The organism is Candidatus Neomarinimicrobiota bacterium (assembly GCA_021157965.1).
Taxonomy (GTDB): domain Bacteria; phylum Fidelibacterota; class Fidelibacteria; order Fidelibacterales; family Fidelibacteraceae; genus Fidelibacter.
Window position 1 is genome coordinate 51,707 of the sequence record JAGGVO010000042.1, and the last position, 18,885, is coordinate 70,591.

The 18,885-nt window shown below is 43.9% G+C and carries 16 protein-coding genes and 1 pseudogene; 3 read left to right on the forward strand and 14 right to left on the reverse strand.

Annotated elements, in window-relative coordinates; all coding sequences use genetic code 11:
• Positions 1–6: 6 nt before the first annotated feature.
• Positions 7–1,269 carry an RsmB/NOP family class I SAM-dependent RNA methyltransferase gene (locus J7K63_06855; GenBank protein MCD6234737.1) on the forward strand — a complete coding sequence of 421 codons (1,263 nt, stop codon included), beginning with the start codon at positions 7–9 and terminating at the stop codon, positions 1,267–1,269.
• A gap of 173 nt (positions 1,270–1,442) precedes the next feature.
• On the opposite strand, the gene J7K63_06860 is transcribed toward J7K63_06855, so the two are convergent.
• Positions 1,443–2,435 carry a Gfo/Idh/MocA family oxidoreductase gene (locus tag J7K63_06860; GenBank protein MCD6234738.1) on the reverse strand — a complete coding sequence of 331 codons (993 nt, stop codon included), beginning with the start codon at positions 2,433–2,435 and terminating at the stop codon, positions 1,443–1,445.
• A 295-nt stretch (positions 2,436–2,730) separates the two neighbouring features.
• Entirely contained in the window at positions 2,731–3,717 is a 987-nt protein-coding gene (locus J7K63_06865; GenBank protein ID MCD6234739.1) for a hypothetical protein, read from the reverse strand.
• Positions 3,718–4,035: 318 nt separating this feature from the next.
• Between J7K63_06865 and pruA the strand changes: the two genes are divergently transcribed.
• Positions 4,036–5,664 (forward strand): L-glutamate gamma-semialdehyde dehydrogenase, encoded by a 1,629-nt coding sequence (gene pruA, locus J7K63_06870; GenBank protein ID MCD6234740.1) that lies wholly within the window; start codon positions 4,036–4,038, stop codon positions 5,662–5,664.
• Between the two features lie 276 nt (positions 5,665–5,940).
• Here the strand turns inward: pruA and J7K63_06875 are convergent, their stop codons facing one another.
• The 3 genes from J7K63_06875 to J7K63_06885 are packed head-to-tail and all read right to left on the reverse strand — an operon-like array spanning position 5,941 to position 8,767.
• Positions 5,941–7,338, reverse strand: a complete 1,398-nt coding sequence (locus J7K63_06875) for an NAD(P)(+) transhydrogenase (Re/Si-specific) subunit beta (protein MCD6234741.1) — start codon at positions 7,336–7,338, stop codon at positions 5,941–5,943.
• Positions 7,335–7,631, reverse strand: coding sequence for an NAD(P) transhydrogenase subunit alpha (locus J7K63_06880; protein MCD6234742.1), 297 nt, complete (start codon positions 7,629–7,631; stop codon positions 7,335–7,337). The genes J7K63_06875 and J7K63_06880 overlap by 4 nt, the downstream gene beginning before the upstream one ends.
• Positions 7,631–8,767, reverse strand: a complete 1,137-nt coding sequence (locus J7K63_06885) for an NAD(P) transhydrogenase subunit alpha (GenBank protein ID MCD6234743.1) — start codon at positions 8,765–8,767, stop codon at positions 7,631–7,633. Before J7K63_06885 ends, J7K63_06880 begins: the two co-directional genes overlap by 1 nt.
• 230 nt (positions 8,768–8,997) lie before the next feature.
• Here J7K63_06885 and J7K63_06890 point away from each other — a divergent pair, with 230 nt between their 5' ends.
• The gene (locus tag J7K63_06890) at positions 8,998–9,087 is read left to right on the forward strand and encodes a hypothetical protein (protein MCD6234744.1); all 90 of its coding nucleotides are present in this window, start codon (positions 8,998–9,000) and stop codon (positions 9,085–9,087) included.
• A gap of 14 nt (positions 9,088–9,101) precedes the next feature.
• Here the strand turns inward: J7K63_06890 and J7K63_06895 are convergent, their stop codons facing one another.
• From J7K63_06895 to J7K63_06935, 9 genes and pseudogenes are all read right to left on the reverse strand, one after another.
• Positions 9,102–9,710, reverse strand: a complete 609-nt coding sequence (locus J7K63_06895) for a ComF family protein (protein MCD6234745.1) — start codon at positions 9,708–9,710, stop codon at positions 9,102–9,104.
• A 510-nt stretch (positions 9,711–10,220) separates the two neighbouring features.
• The gene (locus J7K63_06900; GenBank protein ID MCD6234746.1) at positions 10,221–11,090 is read right to left on the reverse strand and encodes an ROK family protein; all 870 of its coding nucleotides are present in this window, start codon (positions 11,088–11,090) and stop codon (positions 10,221–10,223) included.
• Between the two features lie 32 nt (positions 11,091–11,122).
• Entirely contained in the window at positions 11,123–12,496 is a 1,374-nt protein-coding gene (locus tag J7K63_06905; GenBank protein ID MCD6234747.1) for a GWxTD domain-containing protein, read from the reverse strand.
• Between the two features lie 12 nt (positions 12,497–12,508).
• Complete coding sequence (gene smc, locus J7K63_06910) at positions 12,509–16,075, reverse strand: chromosome segregation protein SMC (protein MCD6234748.1); 3,567 nt, start codon at positions 16,073–16,075, stop codon at positions 12,509–12,511.
• Between the two features lie 221 nt (positions 16,076–16,296).
• A complete protein-coding gene (locus J7K63_06915; GenBank protein MCD6234749.1) occupies positions 16,297–16,638 on the reverse strand; it encodes a histidine triad nucleotide-binding protein in 342 nt (113 codons plus the stop codon).
• Between the two features lie 11 nt (positions 16,639–16,649).
• Complete coding sequence (locus J7K63_06920; protein MCD6234750.1) at positions 16,650–17,354, reverse strand: 16S rRNA (uracil(1498)-N(3))-methyltransferase; 705 nt, start codon at positions 17,352–17,354, stop codon at positions 16,650–16,652.
• Positions 17,344–17,841, reverse strand: coding sequence for a hypothetical protein (locus tag J7K63_06925; GenBank protein MCD6234751.1), 498 nt, complete (start codon positions 17,839–17,841; stop codon positions 17,344–17,346). Before J7K63_06925 ends, J7K63_06920 begins: the two co-directional genes overlap by 11 nt.
• Positions 17,822–18,421 (reverse strand): hypothetical protein, encoded by a 600-nt coding sequence (locus J7K63_06930; protein MCD6234752.1) that lies wholly within the window; start codon positions 18,419–18,421, stop codon positions 17,822–17,824. The genes J7K63_06925 and J7K63_06930 overlap by 20 nt, the downstream gene beginning before the upstream one ends.
• A 15-nt stretch (positions 18,422–18,436) precedes the next feature.
• Positions 18,437–18,867: pseudogene (locus tag J7K63_06935) on the reverse strand (DNA-3-methyladenine glycosylase I).
• Positions 18,868–18,885 lie beyond the last annotated feature (18 nt).

An 18,885-nucleotide genomic window follows, 5' to 3' on the forward strand; every position in this document is an offset into this window, starting at 1 on the left:
CATTATATGAATATTCCACTCCTGCTTACCCTGGTAACGGAGCTGTTCCGGCAAGCTACGGAACGTTCCCACCTCCCTGCAGATGAGGTTGTTCAACATTATTTTCAGCATAAACGTTTTTTAGGAAAAAGGGACCGAAAAGAAATATCCGGGATATTCTGGCATGCCATCCGCCATAAATCCCGTTTCGAGTGGGATTCTTCCGGGATCCTGTCACCTTCCATAAAAGCCGGAATCCCGGTTGAAGAACTGGTAGTCCGGGCATATCGGGATCTATACCCGATATCCTCAGCGCCGGATTTCCGAAAAGAGGATGGAATAAGCCGGGCATGGAACATAACGGACAAAAAGCCTGTCAGGGAAGGAATTCCGGACCATGCTTTTTACAGCCTTCCGGAATGGATGTGGATACGTCTGGAGCAATTCTTCGACCGTGAAACACTTCGGGATACTGCAGCATCGCTTTTGAAACCGGCAGAACTCCATCTCCGGGTAAACACACTCAAAGCAAGTGTGGAAGACGTTATCCGGACCTGTACCGAATTTAAAATCCACAAAGGAAAGATATTACCGGAAGCCCTTCGTTTCCAGAGAAAGACAGATATCAAACATCATATTACATACCGGCGGGGAGGGGTAGAAATTCAGGATGAAGGGAGCCAGCTTATCACCCGGATAATCCAGCCTCAGGCGGGGGATTGCATTATCGATGCCTGTGCCGGAGCCGGAGGAAAATCCCTCCATCTTGCAGCCCTCACCCATAATCGGGCCCGTATTATTGCAACAGATAAATATCCTGAACGGCTGATGGAGCTCATGATCCGGGCTTCCCGTGCTGATGCTCAAATTCAAATCATGGATCAGAAAGAAGTTTTTAAGAGACTTCAAGGCATGGCGGACATTTTGTTTCTGGATGTCCCCTGCAGCGGGAGTGGAACCTTTCGGCGCCGGCCGGACCTGAAATGGAATCTGACACCTGAATCAATCCAACGTTACGTTGACCTGCAACGAAAAATTCTTAAAGAAAATATTCCTCTGCTAAAACCGGGGGGGCGGCTCGTATACGCAACCTGTTCCATCCTGCCTGAAGAAAATGAAGAACAGATGGAATTTATCATGAAAACCTGGCCCCAATTGAAACCGGTATCGATTCCGGACACGGTTCGGAATTTGAACATTCCGATAAAACCCGTGGATACTCCCTGGCTCAGAATCAAACCGCAGGATTTTGATACGGATGGCTATTTTGTGGGTATTTTTGAATTCTGAATTTTGAATGATAGCTTGAATTGAATAATTATGAATCGGGTTTTATGGAAAATCAATGAATAAAATGATGAGCTATATTTTTTCACCGTATTTTTAAACATCTGGAAGAGCGGGATACTTGAGCGTCGAAGATGCTTGAACACAGTCAAACACCGCCCAATCTATCCAACAATTCAATTTTCGTCCTCACCGGGATATTTCAATCCAATCTGTTCGCGGATTTGATCCATAAGTTTCATAATACCCAGTGTTTCCTCATGGGGTATGGCAGGACTTTCGGTCAATCCTTTCCGGATGCAGGACATAACATGTAATGCCATATATCCATATCCCCGGTTTTCAAAAGGGAAATGTTTTACAATCGGACGACCTGACACCGGATGGATGGTTAGGGTGTTCTGGTGCCACCACGGTTCATGAACAGTAATCATTCCTTTTTCACCCATTACCGTGAAATCATAGGGAGTCCGATTGACCACAGCCGTATAGAAGACAGACAACATCCCATCTGCAGTTTTCATCACAATACCCGTTCGTTCATCAATGCCGCTTTCCCCCAATGTTGCAAGAGACTTTGTTTCAACTGGCATTCCCAAAAGCCAGACACTGGTTGAAAGGGGATAAATGCCAACATCCAGCAAGGCACCGCCACCTAAATGTGGATTGAAAACACGGCTTTCGGGATTAAAATCCATGGCATAACCAAAAGCACCGGAAAAGAGGCCTGGTTTTCCCACAACTTCATCCTCAAGTGCCTGTTTCAGCCACTGCATCAAAGGAGTAAAACGGATCCACAGAGCATCCATAAGGAACAATCCCTTTGTCTGAGACACTGTTATCATGGATTCAGCTTCCCGGGCATTGATGGCAAAGGGTTTTTCACATAAAACATGCTTTCCCGCTGACAGGGCAAGGATGGTGTTATCTTTGTGAAAAGGATGGGGGGTTGCCACATAAATAATATCCGCTGATGATTGGTTAACCAGGTCAGAATAACTATTAAATCGTTCAGGAATATGAAATCTTTCTCCGAAAGCTTCTGCCTTTTTGTGATGACGGGAGCCGACAGCAACAACTATTGCCTCGGGTAAATGCATTAATTCGCTTGTAAAAATCTCCGCCATTCGCCCTGTCCCAAGAATCCCCCACTTTATCTGCTTCTTCATGTGTCCTCCCAAATGATTATATATAAATGTAGAAAAGAATGGTCAAGGTCAATATGTTTTATTGCCGGTTTATATAGAATTTCAAAGAGAGGTTCAGAAAAAAAAACATCTGAAACAACAGAGGAAAATAAGCATTAACCTATATATAATTTATAATATAAACTTGACTTGTTTGAGTATTTGGTTTATTTTACCCCCGGGGCGGGGGGCGAGCGCATCACGAGATTGTAATATATCATTTTCCTAAAAAAAAGCCGGTGAAATCACCGGCTTTACACATATTATATAAACATCATTATTCAATCGGAATACCTCTGAAAGGCAAAGTCCACTCTTTTGTTGTCAGTTCGAGGAGACTAATAGACCGGGATGAACGTGGAACATCACTGAAAGTAAGGGTCAGCAGTGTGGGGATACGGCTAATCATCTGGTGTACCAATATGTTATGATAGGTTGCCTTTTTATTTCCCATGGTTCTGACCGGCGATCCGAATTCACGTCCCTGATCATCATAAAAGCGGCTATTCCGGTGAATTGCAAGTTCTTTGTCATCAGGGGAAAGATTTGTAATCCGGATTTTAATAATCACCTTATCATCCGGCATACGTTTGCAGGAAAGTAAATCAAAAGAAAAGTCATAAGCTGTTACGGTGGATACAGACTTAGATTGAGCTGCCGGTACTGCTGCCGGCGACTGTATTTCCGGAACTGTTGTTTCCGGTGTCATGGTATAATTAAATACAGCAGGCCGGTTTTCAATCTGAAGGGTTTCATGAATAGGTTCATAGCCATCCAGTGTAATTTCAAGGTCATGATTGCCGGGAGTCAGTTTCCCATTGTTTTGTGTCCATAATTCACCGTCTACCCGAATTTTAGCATCCTGGGGATTCACCCGAATTGAAACATCCACATCATCACGGGTATCCACCCTCAAAAAGTAAACAACCCCGGGTTTAAAACCCCGCTCCGGCGGCTCAATAGTCAGGGATTCATAACTATGGGACTGCAGTGTCAAGAATTTTTCCCGTGAGGAAAAATAGAAATAAAACTTTCCCGGACCGATTTTTTCAGTCCTGTAGGTTTTTTCCTTCAGAGAGATCTCAACTGCCCGGGTACTCTCTACCCGCAGGACCGAACAATAATTCATGTCCATATCCAATTCAGGGGCGGTTTGGGCTTTAAAATCAGATTGAAGCTCCCTGAATTCCAGGATCGTAAAGGACCGTCCCCATAACAGGACAGCACTCATCATGAGTAATACAATACATTTAACAAACTTCATGGTTATCTCCTTATTTCCCAAAAAAAATGTCTATCATGAATGGATTTTATCTTATTACCATTTTGCGTCATCACTCAACCATTCTTTATTTGTACTTGCTTTATCTTACTCAAAGGAGGTAAACAAGTGCAAGGTTTTTTTTATGCATAAAAATCGGATTGACCGTCCGAAGAAATAAGCGTGATATATGTCACAGTACAAACGCTGAAAATCCGGGGATTAATCCTGATTTTTTCATGGAAATAATGAAATGAAAAGGATAAGTTGAGGTGTATTATACAGAGAGAAGAGAGAACATTAACCATGATGAGGTGACTAATGAGTAACGGAATATTTAAAGTTCCAACAGCTGTCAATGAGCCCATATTGTCGTATGCTCCCGGAAGTCCGGAACGTGCCCGCCTGGAGAAAAAGCTCAAAGAATTAAAAAAGACAACAGTAGAAATTCCCCTGATAATCGGGGGTAAAGAAGTCCGCACAGGGAACCTGGGAAAATGTCACATACCTCATGATCATCACCATGATCTGGGTGTTTTTCATCAGGCAGGTGAAAAGGAAATTGGGATGGCAGTGAAAGCCGCTGCAGAAGCCTGGAAAACCTGGTCCGAAATGCCGTGGGAAGACCGGGCCGCGATTTTCAAACGCATGGCCGTTCTCTTATCAGGTCCTTACAGGGATTTACTGAACGCTGCCACCATGCTTGGACAAAGTAAATCAGTCTTCCAGGCAGAAATTGATAGTGCCTGTGAATTAATTGATTTTTTCAATTTTAATGCTGATTACATGTGCCAGATTTATAAAGATCAGCCCCCGTACAACACGAAGGAAACCTGGAACCGGTTGGAATACAGGCCTCTTGAAGGATTCATCTTTGCTGTCACACCTTTTAATTTTACATCCATTGCCGGCAACCTTCCGACATCACCGGCCCTTATGGGCAATACGGTGCTTTGGAAACCGGCATCCTCTGCAGTTTATTCGGCATATTTCCTGATGAAACTCTTCAAAGAGGCCGGATTGCCGGACGGGGTAATCAACTTTATTCCCGGAAAAGGTTCTGTAGTAGGACGGATGGTAATGGAAAATGAAAACCTTGCCGGCATCCATTTCACAGGTTCCACGGCTGTTTTCCAAAATATGTGGAAAACAGTGGGAAATAATATCGCCAATTATAAAACCTACCCCCGCATCGTCGGAGAAACAGGCGGTAAAGATTTTATATTCGCTCATGCATCTGCAGACCCGGATGAATTGATTACAGCCATGGTCCGGGGGGCATTTGAGTACCAGGGACAGAAATGTTCCGCCGCATCCAGGGCATATATTCCAGAGACACTTTGGAATACCATTAAAGATAAATATGTAGAAACTGTAAAATCGATTCCCATGGGTGATCCTACGGATTTGAAAAATTTCATGGGTGCAGTTATTGATGAAGCCGCCTTTAAAAATATCACAAAATATATCGACCTTGTCAGGGAATCCCGTGAGGCGGAATTTATAACCGGCGGCAACTATGATGGTTCTAGGGGGTGGTTTATCGAACCTACAACCATTCTGACAACGAACCCTAAATTCATCACAATGGAAGAAGAAATATTCGGACCGGTTATTAGCCTATACATCTATAAAGACGAGGTATATGAGGAGACACTCAAACTCTGTGACGAAACAAGTCCTTATGCCCTGACCGGGGCGATCTTTGCTAAGGACAGATACGCCATCCGGAAGGCAGAGAAAATTTTACGTCATGCCGCCGGTAATTTCTATATTAATGATAAACCGACCGGAGCAGTTGTCGGACAACAGCCCTTCGGTGGATCAAGGGCATCCGGTACAAATGATAAAGCCGGATCACCCATGAATCTCATGCGCTGGGTTTCCATGAGAGCGATTAAAGAAAATTTCATTCCTCCGAAAGACTATCGATATCCGCATATGGAGTAACGATCTCTGATTTTCGAATCATAGAGGGGTGGATATATAACCACCCCTTTTTTATAATTCGAAAATTTGAAGTATTTTTCATGAGTTTTAATTACTTTTTAAATTTAATCGTTTATAAGCGGTATACAATATATGGTTTTTTCTATATCCAACTACCCCCGGGGATAAAATAACCCCGATTACACAAAAACGCAAGATTATATTATATTTAATACATTAATATTTACTAAACACACAATTAAAAAAATCAGTTATCTCGTCATCACGACAGATACATCAACTTTTAAATTCTGCCACCAGTCCCTGAATGGAATGCTTGGCATCCCCAAAAAGCATGCGAGTGTTTTCCTTATAGAAAAGGGGATTTTCAATGCCGGCAAACCCCGGACGCATGGAGCGTTTCAGCACAAAGACTGTCCGGGCATAATCGGCATTGATAATCGGCATTCCGTATATAGGACTGTTTTTATCCTCCCGGGCAGCAGGATTCACAACGTCATTGGCACCAATCACGATTGCAACATCCACGGTAGGCATGGTAGGATTGATATCATCCATTTCCCGCAATTTATCGTAATCCACATTGGCTTCAGCCAGCAGGACATTCATGTGTCCGGGCATCCGGCCGGCGACAGGATGAATGGCAAAATTCACCTCTGTCCCGTTTTTCTCCATCAGTTCAGCCAGCTCACGCACTACATGTTGAGCCTGTGCAACTGCCATCCCGTAACCGGGAATTATAACAACAGAACGTGCCGCCTCCAGAATCAAATAAGCATCTTCGACGGTGATAGGTTTCACTTCGCCCTGTTCGGCTGATCCTGCACCTGATACAACTGACCCGAATCCACTGAAAAGGATATTTCCAAGGCTACGGTTCATGGCTTTAGACATAATCTGAGTGAGAATAATTCCGCTGGCCCCCACCAGAGCACCCGATACAATCAGGACATTATTGCTGATAACAAATCCTGCAGCTGCAGCTGCAAGGCCAGAAAAGGAATTCAAGAGAGAAATTACAACCGGCATATCTGCACCACCGATTGGAATGACCATGAGTATGCCCAGAATACCCGACACAAGAACCAAGAGGATAAATATCCAGTACATGGATAAATCTGTATTCCAGAACATTCCTACCGGCTTAATCACCAGAAAAACACTTGCAGCCAGCAATATCAGAAGAATAATGACATTGAGAATATGCTGACCCTTGAAAATATGAGGCTTCCCGTCAATTACTTCAGATAATTTTGCCCAGGCAATAATACTTCCGGTAAAGGTAACTCCGCCAATGAGTACAGATAGAATGATTGGAATGGTCGTCGAGGGTGTCAGAGCACTTCCCACATGGTATACACTCCATCCCACCAGCAAACTGGCAATACCGCCGGATCCGTTAAAAAGGGCCACCATTTCCGGCATGGCCGTCATTTTGACTATCCGCGCACTGACAGCACCAATCATGGCACCGGCCAGGAGTCCCACAATAATCCATTCATAACCAATAATATCCTGATGCCACAATGTTGCGACAACTGCCAACAACATACCCAACGATGAGAGTCCGTTTCCCTGCCGGGCAGTTTTAGGGGAACTGAGTTTCTTAACACCTATAATAAAAAGAAGGGCTGCCAGGATATAAACCAGATTAATCAACTGATTAACATTCATGATTTATCCTCCCCCTCTTTTTTCTTCTTGAACATAGCCAGCATGCGATCCGTCACAAGGTAGCCCCCTACTACATTTATAGTGGCAAAAGTAACAGCCAGTGTTCCCAAAACAATGGTTACTGTTTCATTTGCCGAGCCTGCAGCAATCAGCGCACCTACCAATGTAATCCCTGAGATGGCATTACTACCGGACATCAAAGGGGTATGCAGTGTTGCAGGTACCTTGGAAATCAGCTCAAATCCGGCAACAATCGCCAGCATCAAAATGAATATGAGATAAATGAATTCCATTATTTACTCCACATTTTTTTCAGCGTTTCATGGATTACATCACCATTCCGGGCCAGGCAAATTGATTGGAAAATTTCATCACCCGACAGGGACTTCATTTCACCTGTTTCAGAATCCATAAGATGAATCAGAAGTGCCGTCAGATTTCCGCTCAGCATCCGGCTGGCATCGACCGCCACACGCCCGGGGATATTCTTCATACCAACTATACAGACATCATTAATGATGACATCCTCACCGGCTTTTGCACCTTCCACATTCCCTCCGGACTCTACAGCCAAATCCACAATGACACTCCCCTTTTTCATCTTCTCAATGATTTCCCGGGTGACAATCAGGGGGGCTTTTCGGCCAAACACCTGAGCTGTCGTGATAACAACATCCGATAAAGTACAATGTTTGGCCATCAACTGTCGTTGCTTTTCCAATTGCTCTTCAGTGAGCTCCTTTGCGTATCCATCTTTGGTTTGACCGGTTTTTCCCAGATCAATTTTAATAAATTTTGCTCCAAGAGAGCGGACTTCATCTTCCACAACCGGACGCGTATCAAAGGCTTCAACCCGGGCTCCCAGCCGTTTGGCTGTTGCTATGGCCTGCAAACCGGCAACCCCGGCCCCTATCACAAAAACCCGGGCCGGCTGAATGGTCCCTGCCGGTGTCATCATCATGGGAAAGATCTTATTCAGCCGCTCAGCCGCAAGGATTACCGCTTCGTATCCGGCAAGACTCGCCTGAGAACTCAGAGCATCCATTTTCTGAGCATAGGTGCTTCGGGGAATAAACTCCAGACTCAGGACTGTAACACCCTGCCTGGCCAATGCTTCAACAGTTTTTTTTCGATTCACCGGATCAAGGTAACTGATCCATGTACTCCCATTGGAAAGTTTTTGAATCAATTCATTTTCAGGAGGATTGATCCGAACATAAACAAAGGCCTTTTTTAAAAGCGTACCCCGGTCCGTGACCATCGCTCCGGCCTTTTCATATTCTCCATCCGAAATGAAAAGAGATTCTCCAATTCCCCTTTCAACAAACACTTGGTGCTTCCCTGAATCAAGCAGCTTTTGTACATGTTCAGGCAGAAGAGCAATTCGTGTCTCTTCAGTCGGTTCTTTCAATACTCCAATTACCATCATGCGCTCCACTCTGTTTTATCTGTTTGTACGTGCTCTTTTTTCTGTTTCGTTACATCTTTCCTGTCGCACACATAAGATATACATTGAATCAGGCACATAATTATAGTAAAAGAAAGTGAGAGAAGCTAATGAGTAAATTCATTGTTATAGACCCCGAAAATAATTATCAATATGCCGCTGTGACCAACAATTCAAAATAACACCTTTGGATATTGAGCCGGTTAAAAACTATGGATGAAAAATATTATCAACACCTGACGGATAAACTCGAAAGACACCGATTTAACACCGAAAATCTCATTCGAGTGACTCAAATTTAAGTATTGCTTTTTATTTAAGGTTTTATATCTGTTTCATCAATATCCGGAGAAAACCGAATCCCATGGTGTGTAAACGGGGTTCCGAGTGTCATAATACCGATTTTTTCCGCACCGGCTTCATGCAGGGTTCGACCCAATTCACAGGTTGTAGCACCGGTTGTCAGAATGTCATCCACTATGACACAACGGGCAGGAACCGACCGCCCTTGTTTTATACCAAATACACCTGCTATATTTTGCCGCCGCTCCTCCCTGTTCAATCGTGTTTGTGTTGACGTGTTGACTTTTCTGTAAGTCAGTTCTGGCATGACCGGGATATTCCAGATATGGGATATCCCAAGGGCAATCTGTTCACTCTGATTATATCCCCGCTTCCGTTTTCGCCGGGGATGCAGGGGAACAGGAATCAGGGCGTTGTAATGGTTTATTGAAAGATGCCGGGTAAGTAAGCCAGCCTTTGCACCCAACCAACGGCCAATGTAATCAGCCTGCTTATATTTTAAGTGATGCACCAATATCTGGAGTCCAGGTGTAAACCAATAAACACAAACGACATCCCCCAGCCAAGGCATATCACTCCTTTGAAAATCTACCGGCATATCCAAAAAAAGCTCCAGTTCCATAAAACAATCCCTGCAGATAAAGGTGGAAAAAACTGAAACCCGGCGGCATATAAGGCATCGGGACGGGAAAAGTGCATTTAAAAGATATTTCATCCTTGGAAATATTTTTGTTGCCCGTTTATTCATGAGTAGATACTGCCGTATTCGTTGATAATATTTCCAATGTTTCTTTCCGGCCGGTACAATGAATTGAAATATATGGAAGCCGATTAATGAAATCAAATTAATATTATTAATAATATATTATTCCTCCTTGATAATGTATTGGGCTGAAAATTATATCATTCCTATATACAGAATCTGCAAGATATCTCCCCCCATCCCGGGGGTAAGATACGGCCATGACGGCATCTTGTCAAGATTATATTATTATTAATATATTGATACGTTATAAATCCTTGTCCCGGTTGAGCATCATTTCAAAATGATAATGACAGGCAGGACATATCCAATCCAAATACATTTGTTAAGTACGTAAAACGAAAAGCACGATTTTTCAAAAAAATCCATTTATATTAAATAATCCATATCCAAAAGACCGGCGGCGCCAATCACGGCAGCAATTTCGCCCAGTTCGGATTTCTCAATTTTCAAATGTTCCTGCTGGTGAGAAAATATATGTTGACGGATTGTCTCTTTAAGGCTGGCCTGAAAAAAGGGCCAATTTATGGATACTGATCCTCCCAAAACCACAATATCCGGATCCACCAGGGCAATAAAAGGTAAAATTGTATACGCGACAGTCCGCCCATATTCCTCAAAGGTTTTCAGGCAGTTTTTATCTCCTTTGAAAGCCCGGTCTGAAATTTCCTTCGGATCAAGGTCTTCACTGCTCAACCGGGCATGCATGGCCCGGAGTCCCCGCCCTGTCACAAAATCCTCGTAGATCCCCCCCTGATAAGGGAGCATCCCGATTTCAGTTGCCGTGCCTGTGGAACCGTGTAGAACATTCCCATTCAGGATACATGCAAAACCAAAGCCTGTCCCCAGGGTGCCTACTAAAACATGATGCATCCCTTTGGCTTTTCCCGCACGCTGTTCTCCCAATCCAAAGCAATTGGCATCATTATCCACGCAGACACGCATGCCCGTCGCTTCCGCCAAAGATTTTCCCAAAGGGTAATTGCATACAGCTTTTAAATTCAAGGTTTCTTTAATGTATCCGGTGTAGGGATCCAAAGGTCCCGGAGATCCCACGCCAATGCCCTTGATATGGTCTGCGCTCAGATTATTCTTCTCCATCAAAAGTCGGACTCCCTGATGAATTCGGGCTACAACCTCATCTCCGCTGCTGCAATCGTAAGTGTTTAATCTGGGCGTCTCTCCAATAACTTCATACGCTTCATTAACCAGACCAAGACGAACTTTAGTTCCTCCCAAATCAACCCCAATAGCAAATTGTCTCGACTCGCTCATCGGTAATTATACCTTTCATACCAATCCGGATCGTAACGTTCTCCTCTTTTGGTACTATGGACTAATTCGTAGAGCCCGGTTCCCATTTCATCCACAAAAACGAATTCCACGCCACCTTCAATATGGTTGTAACTCCATATTTCATAGGGATTTCTCTCCATACGGCTGGGAAAAACCTCCCGGTCACTGGGAAAACCGTATTTCAATAAAACCATGCCCCGGTCAGTTTGAGCCCCCCGGCGTATCTGAGTCGAAAACTGGTCATTGGCATATTGAATGCGTTTTTCCAGTTCAATCCGAAACTCGTTCACCGGCGTGGTAGGATCAGGATCCCGGGCTTCCCAAAACCGGATCAGCACATTTTTCTTCCCCTCAAGATTGCTGCTTTTGTACATGCGAATTTCTTCTTTCGCCATTACCGGTTGTAAAATACTGAAGATGGAATCCACATCCTCCGCTGTCAAATTCCGGACGGTATCTTCCAGGGGACTGATTTCCGGCATAGCACCGCGGGAACTCATGACATAAAACTTCTTTGTAGAGATGTCTGTCTGGCCTGTATTCAAATCTTCCACTTTAAGTTCATAGGTATAAATACCCGGTTCCAGCGCCCCGACATTCAATTTATCCATAACCACACTGAAAGAGCCGGGCGTGTCAATTTCCAGTTTCTTATTCTTCATCACTTCCCGACCGTTCATATCCAACACACGGCTGATCTGTGTATATCGGTTTTTATCCCGCCGTTTGTCCGTTTTCGTCAGATTGTAAATTTCAGCATAGACGATCATGGATGGGTTTTCAGGATTATACATTCTTTGGGCGTGGGGTATAACATCATAACGTCCAAGTTTTGTAAAATGACTTACTTCTTCTGCATTTAAAATATAGGATGCAATTTCAATATCACTCAGCACAAGGGAATCTTTTGGAAACTCAGGCACCGTCACGGCTATTTTCTGTTCCCCCGTATGTCCTGAATGAATATCTTTTATCTCTACTTTAATTTCATAATTTCCCGGCCGGATCTGAAGCGGCAGGATATTTGGGATTTTTTGTTTGGGTGTAACAAGGGAAGGATCCTTTACTTCATCATTTTGAATGTCTTTCTTTTGATAGACCGGCTCCCCCCGGCTGTATAATGTGGTTACAATTTCATATCCTCCCTTGTAGAGAGAGTCCTGGATTTCATCACTTTGATAGGTAATCAGTGATCTGTGGGTCATATAATAAATTTCAAGTGTCGGTGTCCCGTCGTCCCCGAGAAAAACAGCATAATCAATGTCAAAAGGCATCTGGGTCTGTCCCAGAGCCACACTGCTTATAACCAACAAAATTAATGTTGTTTGTTTTAATATAGTTTTAAACATAAGACCTCCCAATCAGGCTGAAGCCCCGTTTGCTTCACCGGTAAAATTAACCGATACGATTTTTGAAACCCCTTCTTCCTGCATGGTTATACCATACATATAATCGGCAGCTTCCATGGTCAGTTTATTATGAGTAACAATAATAAACTGGGTCCGTTCCGTAAAATGTTTTAAAGCCTTTGTGAACCGTGCAACATTCTGATCATCCAGCGGGGCGTCCACCTCATCCAGAATACAATAGGGGGATGGCTTGACCAAATAAATTGCAAAAAGTAGCGCAATAGCCGTCAGTGCCTTTTCCCCGGCTGAAAGGGAACGAAGGCTTTTCATGTCCCGCCCCTTGGGCCTGGACAGAATTTCCACTTCGGCTTCAAGAGGATCTGAATTCCCGACAAGCCGGATGTCACCGGATCCGTTAGGAAAAAAGAGTCCATACGTCTTGCCAAAATTTTGCCGGATCTGATCAAAAACTTCCCTGAACTGTTTCCGTGCCGTCGTATCCAGTTTCTGAATGGTTTCAAGAATGCTTTTCTCTGATTCCAGCAAATCTTCTTTTTGCTCAGTTAAAAATTTTAAACGTGCGGATTCTTCCTCATATTCCGTTTTAACGGCCATATTCACAGGACCAATCATTTCTATCCTGTGCCTGAGACGTTCAATTTTTTCTTCTATTTCGAAATCATCTTCCGGTCTGTGCTGATATTCCTGCTTAAGAATATCTATCCTGTATCGTTCAAGAATCCGATCCCGAATCCGGTTTTGTTCGCTTTGTAATTCAGATAATTTGATCTCAATATCCCGAAGAGTTTGAAATGTGTCTTCGCGATTTTTATGTTGTTCAGCAATGGATTGTTCAATTTTAAAAATTGCTTCTCGTTTAGACTTCAACTGATCTGCAATTTTTAATCTTTTTTCCTCTTCGGAATGAAAAATATCTTGCTGCTTTTCCGAGTCCATCCGGGTAATCTGCAGCTCTTTCTCACTTTGGACAAGGGTTTCTTCTGCTGTTTGCAGATTTCCTTCAATCTCTTCAATCCGCTGTTCCATCTCACGGATGATGTCCAGGGCATTGTTATACCGAAGCCGTGTATTGTCTTTTTCACGCTCTTCGGAAATCAGGCGGACCCGAAGATCCTGGACTTTCTTAAAAAGATCGTCTTTTTCCTTCAAAGCACCCTGATTCTGATTCTGTACTTCTTCCAGCATTCGCCGGGCTTTTTCCAGTGCTTCAGCGGCTTTTTCCTTATCAATTTCCAGTTTCTTCAGTGTAACGTCAGAATCTTCAATCTGGTAGCTATATCTGGAAATTGTTTCGTTCAGTTCCCGTATCCGTTGCTGATTGTGATCCGATGCGTACCGGATCCTGCTCAGTTCTTTTTCCGCTTCAAGCCGTTCCCGCTCCCATTTTTTTAAAGTCTCTGTCAGAGCAGCCCGCTGCGATTTTAAATTCTGTTCTTTTACTTCTGAATTCCGGTGGGATTCTTCCAGGGACCGAATCTGACCTGATAATTCTTTTTCTTCTTTTTCGAGGATGTGGATTTTTTCCCGGCGGCCAATGATATTCTGATATCCCGATTCGCTTCTTCCTCCCTTGATCAGTCCCCGGTGTTCCAGATAATCCCCATCAGGGGTGACAAAACGAAAGCGGGGCTCTTGCAACGTTTTCCTGGGAATCTTCCGTAAAGAGTGGACCAGGATGACATCGCTGAGAAAATAGTCTATCAACAATTCTGCTCCGGGCTCAGCCGTAATATACTCCCTGGCCGGACCGATGACATTATCATCCCAATGGGTAAATTCTCTGGGTTTCCGGAGTCTTTCCCGTACCAGATCCATGGGTATGACTGTCACACGCCCTTTTTTGTTTTTCTTTAAATCATCAATTACATCCAGTGCCGAATTTTTCGTATCAGCAACCAGGTATTTGACTATATTTCCCAGGGCTATTTCTATAGCCGTGGCGTAATCCGGTTTCACATGCAGCAAATCAGCAACGGTCCCTTTTATACCCGGATGATTCAATTCCTTTAAAACATAACGGACGCCCGGATTAAAACCTGTCATGGATTCTACCAGTTCCCGATAGAATACCAGTTCTTTCCGTACTTGCTCATGCTTGGATTTTGCTTCCATAATCTCTTCACGGAGCAAACGGGTCGATTCGGCATGTGCAGAAATATCTTTTTCCAAATCAATCAGTGACTTGCCAACAGAATCAACAGAGGTTTCGGCTTTTTGATATCTTTTTCCCAGATCATTCAGAGTTTGAATCCGGCCCTGATTTTCTTCCTCGAGTTCAATCCGCCTTTTTTCATCCCTTTCCAAGAGTTCCCGGAACTGCGCCAGTTGATCCAGCAGACGGGTGCGTTGATGTTCAATGTGATTCAAAGCGGCCTGTTTTTCCCGCACCTGATCAGCCATATCATCGACCCGGCTTGTAATTTCCCGGGTTATCTCTTCCATCTTTTCATAAGCTTCACGGGCTTTTTCATAATCTGCCCTGAGGGATTCCATCCGGGGATCATTTTTATCAAGCTCAACCTTCAAATCATCCCGAATCTTTTCATTGGCTGCCTTTCGTTGCAATGCCAGTTCGCGTTCTTCCTTCAGGCGGCCTATAGAAATTGTGGCATTGTGGATTTTTTCTTCCAGAACCATCGCACGGGTTTTCAAATCCGCCAGAACCCGGTTCAGTTCATTAAGATGCTGATTATGGATTTCCAGACTCTTTGAAAGGCCTTCCTCCTCTTTCCGGTAGGTGCTGAGCATGGATTCTTCAATACCCAGTTGCCGGCTGGTTTCATTCTGACGGACCTGATTTCGTTCCAGCTGATTTTGAAGCGGTGTGATCTGATCTTGCAAGGTAAACCAGTTCTTCTGACCGAGCCGGATTTCAAGATCCCTTAATTCATCTGCATATTCCTGATATTTCTGATACCGGTTTAACTGACGTTTGAGTCCGCTGACATTCTTTTTAATTTCGTACAGAACATCATCCAGACGTTCCAAATCTTCCCGGGTGGCATCCAGTTTGCGATAGGCACTCTTCCGCTGACTCTTGTACTTGTTAATTCCCGCCGCTTCTTCAAACAAATGTTTCCGGCTATCCTTATTCTCACTGAGAATTTCTTCCACCATTTTCAATTCAATGACGGAATAAGCATCAAAACCCATACCCGTATCGACAAAAAGGTCGTGAATATCTTTCAAACGAACAGGTGTGTTGTTCAGCAGATATTCACTGGTACCGTCCCGGTAAAGGCGACGGGTAATAATCACCTCATTATAGGCAACACCCAGCACACCCCGATTGTTATGTATAGTCAGGGAGACTTCACTGTAATTCAGGGGTTTACGGTGTTTTGAACCATTAAAGATGACATCCGTCATCACATCTGAGCGCAGCAGACTTGATTTTTGTTCCCCCAAAACCCAGCGAATCGCATCAACAACATTGGTTTTTCCGCATCCATTTGGACCGACTATTGATGTAACGCCTTCACCAAAATTCAATTGCGTTTTATGAGCAAAGGATTTGAAGCCAAAAATTTCGAGTTTCGATATATACATACGTTTCAAAAGTTATTTCATCTGAATTTCCAAACCAAATGAATTTTGGACATAAAGGACCTAAACACAAGTGATATTCAGGGTTTTGTTAAGCCGGGATTGAAGAAAAGAGTTAATATATTGTTATCCCTATGTCTGGAATCCCCCGGGGACAAGATAATCCTCCGGCTCTGAAAAGTCAAGTTAATATTATTTTTTATATATTATTTGTATGCCATTCCTGCAGGTGCCTACCCTGGAGGCCAGGAAAATTTCCGGCCTGCCAGCAGATGCAAATGAATGTGTTCCACTTCCTGACCGGCCAGGGGACCGTTATTGAAAACAAGCCTGTAACCGTTTGATATCCCCAGTTGTCGGGCAATTTTTTTAGCGGCAATCACGAGTTTTCCCGCCACGTCGCCCTGATCGTCACTCAGGTTTTCCACCCGGTCGATATGCACTTTGGGGATGATGAGAATATGTTCGGGTGCCTGGGGATTGATATCCCTGAAGGCTAACACGTCCTCATCTTCATACACCTTTGTAGAGGGAATGTCTCCCTTGATAATTTTACAAAACAGACAATCTGCCATTGAAAAACCTCCTAATTCCAATATGCAAAATAGGCAATTGCGTTAATTGCTGCCGTTTCAGACCGAAGCCGGACAGGCCCCATGTGTGCTTTATAAAGACCCTTTTGTTCGGCATAGGTGATTTCTTCATCGGAGAATCCTCCTTCAGGACCGACAAACAGAGTTATTTCATCTTTTACAACGGCGACATCACGTAAGTAGGGGATGCCTTCTTCCTGATGAAGAATAATACCTTCTCCCCGTTTTTGCTTTATTGCCTCGGCAAAATCCATCTCATTTTCCAAATCAGGCAAGGTATACCGGCCACATTGCTTTAAAGCTGCTATCATAATTTTTTTATCCCGCTTCGGCCGATATGTCTCCCGGATTGTATATCGGCTTTTCAGGGGAATGATTCGCCGGACCCCCAGTTCAACGGCTTTTTCCAATAACCATTCCCACCGGGATCGCCGGATAATACCTACAGCCAAATGAACCCTGATACCGGGTGAGCCTGAAGAATCCAGCTGTTGAATGATCTGACAGCGGGTTCTGATCTTGGAAATATCTGTGATATGTGCCTTCGCCCCGAAGCCCTTACCATTAAGTATGTAGATTTGTTTGCCTGGCATTAAGCGCAGAACCCGGGACAGATGGTGATGTTCTTCATTCTGAATATCCACAGTGCTCATCTCAGGGGACCAATCCGGTACATATACATAGTGCTCATTGGCCATGAGGTTGCCCCCGGTATTCTGCCATGGCATTCTCTAAGGCTGGCAGAAACTTTTCAGGATTTTTGGGAGACAAGAGATATCTTTCCCCCCGTCGGCATACAACCATAACAAGTCCATGGTAGCGGTTCAGAGCATTCCGGCTGGCCCATCCAATAAGCACTTTAAAAGAAAATCCCCGTATCAGGTGAACTTCCTGAATCTCATCCAGCAGCAACCGTTTTTTATACCAGGGTGCCCTGATATCAAGCATAGCCGGTGTTATGATATATTTCACCCGGAAGGAATCCACCAGATGCCAGATAAGGGCAAGATAAACCACACCAAACAGAAAAATCCGCCAGGGTGTCCAGACAAAACATCCGGTTCGGCACTGAAGTTGAGGAACCAGGATAAAAACCGCCAAAAAGAGCAATTCTGTTATTAAATAGCCAATTCCGAGGCGGGGTTTGCTGATATAATTCACGTTATCAGGGGATGATTTTTCCATACTGAATCACTATCGTTGTACCATTCCAATATTTATGTCCGTCTACAGATTTTTCAAAAACATTCCACTGGGTACCAATAGCAACGGAAAAACCATATTTCCGGTCAACGGCAAAATCCACACCTCCAAAAAAACCGGTATTGAAACCGTGTACCCTGTCGATATGCTTGATTTTTTCCATAAATCTTTCGCCTTCCGGTGTATCCAATGCCAGGGCATATCCCATTTTGGCACTCAAAAAGGGAGAAAAACTGTTGGCGATTTTCCCTTTGAAAATGTGATATTTCCCGTTTAAGCCCACATTGACAATATTCAGGCTAACTTCATTTTCCACATGAGCATAGCCGTAAATATCATACCACGTATACTCCTCGCCCCCGGACACCATGGTACATAGAGCATTAATTCCAAGATGAAACCGTCCGATGGGTGAAAACTGCCGATAAGCTCCAATACCCGTTCCAAAATCTGTCACATGCACATCCAATGCCGTAAAACGATGAATATCCGCCATGGATTTTGGCTGTCCGGCCGAAAGGACGGCGGCTGACAACATCAATAACAATATAATCTTTTTCATGGTATTCTCAGGGGTTTAACAGTTTTCATGCCTGAAGCAGGAGATCACATGATCGTTAATCAGACCGGCAGCCTGCATAAAGGCATAGCATGTCGTGAATCCCACAAAACTGAAACCGTGATGTTTCAAATCTTTGCTCATGGCATCTGATTCCCGTGATGTCACAGGTATATGGGATTCCTCCAGTCAATGATTGTGGATGATTTTTCCTTCTGTAAACATCCATATATAACCGCAGAAAGATCCCTTTTGTTCCCGGATATCCAGGAGTCAACGGGCAATCTTTTCAGGATCCAATCCGTTAAAAACAAGAGGGAAAGCTTCCTTTTTCTGAATTCGGTGGACCAGCTGAGGTCGGCCTGAAAATCATCCGGTACCAAAAATTCAAACAATCTCTGATCTTCATGGAGAGATACCCCCCACTCCCTATCATGATAAGTAATCATCTGGGAATACTTCCGGGG